At 41.0% G+C, this 5,982-nt stretch carries 6 protein-coding genes; 5 read left to right on the forward strand and 1 reads right to left on the reverse strand.

Annotation, left to right across the window (positions count from 1 at the left end; all coding sequences use genetic code 11):
- Positions 1-98: 98 nt before the first annotated feature.
- Positions 99-1,328, reverse strand: coding sequence for a sugar ABC transporter substrate-binding protein (locus BZG82_RS15670; protein ID WP_077480515.1), 1,230 nt, complete (start codon positions 1,326-1,328; stop codon positions 99-101).
- A gap of 401 nt (positions 1,329-1,729) precedes the next feature.
- Between BZG82_RS15670 and BZG82_RS15675 the strand changes: the two genes are divergently transcribed.
- The 5 genes from BZG82_RS15675 to BZG82_RS15695 form a co-directional block, all read left to right on the forward strand.
- Positions 1,730-2,764, forward strand: coding sequence for a porin (locus BZG82_RS15675; protein WP_077766279.1), 1,035 nt, complete (start codon positions 1,730-1,732; stop codon positions 2,762-2,764).
- A gap of 22 nt (positions 2,765-2,786) precedes the next feature.
- Complete coding sequence (locus tag BZG82_RS15680; RefSeq protein ID WP_077678446.1) at positions 2,787-3,764, forward strand: UDP-3-O-(3-hydroxymyristoyl)glucosamine N-acyltransferase; 978 nt, start codon at positions 2,787-2,789, stop codon at positions 3,762-3,764.
- A gap of 106 nt (positions 3,765-3,870) precedes the next feature.
- Positions 3,871-4,353 (forward strand): glycosidase, encoded by a 483-nt coding sequence (locus BZG82_RS15685; protein ID WP_077766280.1) that lies wholly within the window; start codon positions 3,871-3,873, stop codon positions 4,351-4,353.
- Between the two features lie 122 nt (positions 4,354-4,475).
- Positions 4,476-5,600 (forward strand): ABC transporter ATP-binding protein, encoded by a 1,125-nt coding sequence (locus tag BZG82_RS15690; RefSeq protein WP_077481432.1) that lies wholly within the window; start codon positions 4,476-4,478, stop codon positions 5,598-5,600.
- Between the two features lie 43 nt (positions 5,601-5,643).
- A partial coding sequence (locus BZG82_RS15695) for an alpha-amylase family glycosyl hydrolase (RefSeq protein WP_077766281.1) occupies positions 5,644-5,982 on the forward strand: 339 nt, incomplete at its 3' end.

Consider the following 5,982-nt stretch of genomic DNA (forward strand, 5'->3'; position numbering starts at 1 on the left):
TCCTTTTATCCAGTGCCTTTTAATCAGTTGCGTGCCTCCCATAACCAGATAGGAAAAAAGCAAGCTTGGAGCCGATTTGGTTTCAGACAACAGCATATTCACTCCTGGAATGCAATTTGTTCTTCTATTATTTTCTTGGCATGATCCAAAACCTTTCTAGGTTGCTGGTCATTAACCCACATCGCTGTAATCGCACTTGCCATTGGTGACCACAGATAGCCCATTTCCGGAATAGAGGGCATAGCATCTGAATTAAATCCCTGAGAAATAACGGCATAAGTCGCTTCATCTGTATTTTTAATTATTTTGTCCAGCAAGGATCTAACCGGTGGTATAGATTTCGTCATTTCATAACGCTTCATCAACATCTCTTTCGAGGAAATATAAGCTGCAAAAAGCTGTGCAGCTCTAGGATATTGACTATAAGAAGAAACAACAGCTTCGCGCACCGTAGAGAAAGTTCTTGGTTGCTTACCGTCAAGTGTTGGTATGGGTGCTACGCCATAGTTTATACCACTGTTATCATATCCTTGTATCGCCCATGGCCCATCAATAATCGCGGCAACTTTACCTTCGTTGAAAAGTCCACGACGTACCTGAGGGTTCCGCATATCACTTGGATTAGAACTGTTTGCCTTACGCAACGTCTGCATTGCAGAAAGGCCTCTTTGTGCTTGCGCTGAATTAATTCCTAGATCGTTTGCATCCGTACCATTTTTACCAAATTCGTAAGCGCCATACAGAGTAAGAAACATTCTAGACTCGTAGTAATTTTGTACATCCCAAAGTAGACCGTATTTATTTTCTTTGGCATCATTGAAATTAGCGCTAAAGTCAATGATCTCCTCAAATGTTCTTGGTTTTTTTTCTAGCAAGTCCTTATTGTAGAATAAAGCTAGTGTAGAGAAGCTAACCGGAAACCCATAGCTCACACCTTTGTATTTTGAAGCAGTAATTGCGCTGGGTATAAAAGAACGATCAATCTCATCAGCAGACACTAGATTTTCCATGACACCACCCGCAACAACCAAACGACCAAGCAAATCATGTTCTATTTCTGCAACATCAGCGACACGTGCTGATCCACCATCCTGAATCATTCGTGAAGCGGCATCCATGGGGGCAAGTCCACGGAAGGTAAACGTCACGTCATGATTAAATTCTTTGTTAAATTCGCTGGCAGCAAACTTCATATACTCCAGCGTCGATTTATCCGTCCAGATAAGAAGATCGGCGCCACTTTCTGGCTGAACATCTTGCGCGAAAACGCCACTCGCCATAGTGATTAGCGAGGTGAGCAAAGCCGCTTTAATCCAGGTATTAGTCATATCCACACCACAATCGTCGTTCAATAAGTACGACTAGACTATTACCGGCTAAATTTAAGTCAACTTCTATTTTAAAAATCCTTACCACAATTGTGATCAAAGTCCACAATCCAGTTATATCAAGGCGTTTTAGGCTTATCGACTTTTTATCTTCATTTTTATTTTTACAAGGAGACTCGGGGGGTTGAGTCTCATCAGGTTGTTATACAAGATAGTAAAAACCGCAAAAGTGTGACGCATATCAACATAATGGAGTGTTTATCTTGATGGATATCTCATTTCTAAGAGTGGCAGGAGGAAAAATAAATCTAGTTACCGAAAGATAGATGGGCGTTCACAGTGAACGACTAATACTATCCCGGCACATTAACTGATAGTCTTATAATTAATAAGGATCTCTCGTGAAAAAAACATTAATAGCGGTATCCGTCGCTATAGCATTATCCGGACCGACATTGTCATACGCGGCCAGTGAAACGAGTATGAAGTCGGAGAGCAGCTTTCTTGAAGAAGCTCTTCAGTTCGGCGGACATATTGGTACGTCTGTCGAGTACGAGGACAAAGTAACCGATGGTTTTAACGGAAATAAGAAGAAGGAAAAGACCATTACAAACGAGGTCTTCGATGTGTTTTACAGCAATGTAAACTGGAACCTGTCGGCTCTGTATGCCCTAAAAATTGAAAACCGAGAGCAGAACGAACCTGGCTATTATGAGAATGAAGATGGGCTGAAACATCTTTTCTCTATAGATAAAGGGTTCCGGCTTACCAACGGTTGGTCCACTGGGCTGATTTACGAGCTTGAATATACCGACAGTAAACTCTATTCACCTTATGTGGACGGACTGCGTAAGGATCTAGCAGAACACAGCTTCCGGCCATATCTGACATACTGGAATAACGAATATAGCTGGGGCTTATACTCAAATCTTGAGTATCTATATAGTAAAGAAGATAAAAGTGCTTGGGGAAAGAGAACTGAGAAAGGATATAGTCTTTTAGTTAAACCTTATAAGCGCTTGGGAAATTGGGAATTAGGTGTTGAGCTATATTATCAGATCAAAGATAACGAAGACTATCAGAAAAACGGTAACATTAATGAAATAAGTGACTTTAGTGAAAAATACTTTGAACCCATTATTCAGTACACGTTTGATGATGCTGGCACACTGTACTTCCGCACCCGGTTTGGTGAAAGCGAGACTCGTCATGCCGCAAATAGCGGTGGTGGTAATGCCAACGTAGACTACTTCAAAGATATTCGTAAAGCCACACTAGGATATGAGCAAGCGATAAGCGATAACTGGGTAGTAAAAGGCGAATACGAGTACGCAAATGAAGTAGAGGATAAAAGTGAACTCGCGGGTTGGGAAGCGAAGAATGAAAGTGAACTGACACAGCACACTTTCTATCTTCAAGGGTTATATAGATTCTAATAGTCGGCTTTGAGAGTTTGCAATGTTAAGTGCTTCGGAAATTGCGCGTTTACTGGCTGGAAAAATAAAAGGTGATGCGTCGACTATCATTGATACAATTCGTCCTCTCAACAGTCCAGAAAAGGGTGGACTTGCGATTGTTTTTTCTCGAACAGATTGCTCTTTTATTTGCGATAGCAAGGCAGACATACTAGTAGGGCCAGAGGCTATACTAAAGAGTTCAGCCCAGACTAAGATCTTAATCGACCATCTCGACGCTAACAAACTTAATCAGTTACTTCGTTACTACAAAGTACAAAAATACCGGTTATTTGATCAGGGGAATACCTCTCAGAGTCCCGACGTCTACATCGGTAAGCATTGCCAAATTGGAGAGCATTGCTATTTCATGCCTGGAGTCAAGATCATGAATGGAGTCTCTATTGGCAATAATGTAGCAATTCACGCCAATACTGTCATTAAAGAAGGCACCATAATTGGTGATAACGTTACGATCGATTCAAACAATTCGATTGGTAATTACAGTTTTGAATATATGGCTGGAGAGGACGGAAACTATCAGAGAGTTGAAAGCATAGGTCGCGTGATCATTCACAACAACGTCGAAATTGGCTCGAATAACACAATAGACAGAGGGACGCTTGGTGATACTATCATCGGTGAAGGGAGCAAACTCGATAATCAGATTCAGATCGGCCATGACTGTAAGATAGGGCGTCACTGTTTGATTATTTCTCAGTGCGGTTTTGCCGGTCATACCATTCTTGGTGATCATGTTATCGTTCACGGACAAGTTGGCACATCCGGACACATTACAATAGGTAGTCATTCAGTCATCAAAGCTAAATCCGGTGTCAGTCACTCTTGTCCAGAAGGTAGCGACTTGTTTGGCTATCCAGCGAAAGACGCCAAACACTATTACAAAAACCTAGCCGTCCTTAACAAACTCACCAAAGAATTTGACCAGAATAGAGGTTTTCCGATCAGTAAACCGAAATAACAGACCATAAACTCGAAACATCAAAAGATAGTCCTGACTTATATAAGAACAAAAAATAATCGCTCTTATAGTCAGATAACGTAATAACTTGAAAAAAGGATTTGATATGAAACGTTCACTCCTTATCCTAGCGATTACTACAGCCGTGCTAGCAGGCTGCAGTACCTCTGATGAGAATGCTAGCACAACTCTCGTTAAGGCTGACCCTCGCTTCTCTGACTGTAATCTACCCACTATTGAAGAACGGGGTCCGGTTCGCCCTTCCCTTTTCGTTGTTGGTTCTTTTCCAAACGGGCAATGGATTCACACTGAAAACCATATGATGGGCTACAAGGGAGACGGCATCTATCAGGCCGTAAGTGACGAAAAAGCAGGAAATGTCAGCCTGCAATTTGCCACTATGAGCTGGAATCCGCAATACACAGCAGCAGGTATGGAAATGGTAGTTGGTCAGGTCAAAGAGCTAAAGCGCGCGGGTTTTGCTAAAAATACTCAAGTCAGTCTACCAACAGATGGGAAGTACGTATGGACAATTCAGCTTTCACCAGACAAAGCCCCCCTTCTTACCATGGTGGCACAATGTAAATGACATTGGTCATAGGCAGATTAACAATCTTTCAATCTGCCTAATTCAAAAATCAGAGTGTCAACAGAGTAATCACTGGTAAATCAATTTCTATTATCAGTACAGAGCGGTAAACGGAGAAATTCATGGCCACTGTTAGCCTACGCAAAATTGAAAAGCAATATGATAACAAATTTAAAGCCGTTCATAGCATCGACCTAGATATTCGCGATGGCGAGTTCATGGTATTTGTTGGCCCGTCGGGTTGTGCGAAATCAACAACGTTAAGAATGATTGCTGGTTTGGAAGATATTACTAGTGGTGAGATCCGCATTGGAAATAGAGTAGTTAATGGACTACCGCCAAAAGACCGTCGTATTGCAATGGTATTTCAAAACTATGCACTTTATCCCCATAAAACAGTTTTCGACAACATGGCTTTTGGTCTTAAAATGCAGAAGTGGCCTAAGGATGAAATAAAGCGCCGTGTGATAGAGGCTGCAGAAAAACTAGAGATTACCGACCTGTTATACCGGAAACCAAAAGAAATGTCTGGAGGTCAACGACAGCGAGTTGCCGTTGGTCGTGCTATTGTCCGTAAGCCTGAAGTATTCTTATTCGATGAGCCACTATCAAATTTAGATGCAAAACTTCGCGTATCTATGCGAGTGAAGATAGCTCAATTACATAAATCACTCAAAGATGAAGGAAGTCCTGCAACGATGATCTATGTTACGCATGATCAAACTGAAGCTTTGACTCTGGGCGACCGAATCTGTGTGCTCAACCAAGGTAAGATTATGCAGGTAGATACACCAAGCAATTTATACAATAAGCCCGCGAATAAATTCGTAGCCAGCTTTATTGGTTCTCCGGCCATGAATCTAGTAGACACCGTGATACGCGAAAAAAATGGACAGCTCTATGTAGATATTACCAACGACGTACGCATACTTATTCCTTTAGAAAAACAACAAGTATTGCGTGAATATATCGACAAGCCCGTTTGTTTTGGCATTAGACCAGAACATATTAATATCGCAAACGCTGATGACACGATAAATGTCGTCACTGGAAACCTAACCGTAGTTGAAAATATGGGTAATGAAAAATATATCTACTTTTCAGTGGGAGGTAAGGAGTTAATTGCCCGCGTTAACAATCAAAACATATCTACTAAAGACATCGGCACATCAATTCGTTTCAATTTAAACACTGAGTTCTGCCATATTTTTGACTTTTATAGCGAGGTTAATTTAACGCAAGACTAGGAAATAATGTTATGTCACGTTCATAATCACAAGGATATCTCCTATGAGAAAACGCACTTTATTTTTTAGTGTACTATTGACTACAATAGGCTTCAATAGTTTGGCACTGAGCGCTCCAATTCTTAATGAACATCGAACACAAGGTAAAGAAAGTAGTTTTTTAGATTTCAGGAAAGAGACTATTTATTTTGTTTTTCTTGATAGATTTAGCGATGGCGACTCAAGTAATAACATCGGCGAGAATAAAGATACTTATGATCCCAACGACTTAAAGAAGTACATCGGCGGCGACATTCGTGGTTTAATTAATAAGCTACCTTATCTCAAGTCTTTGGGGGTAACAGCTATCTGGATCACTCCCCCCATTGATAATGCTAATAAC

The organism is Salinivibrio sp. PR5, from assembly GCF_001996085.1.
Lineage (GTDB): Bacteria > Pseudomonadota > Gammaproteobacteria > Enterobacterales > Vibrionaceae > Salinivibrio > Salinivibrio proteolyticus.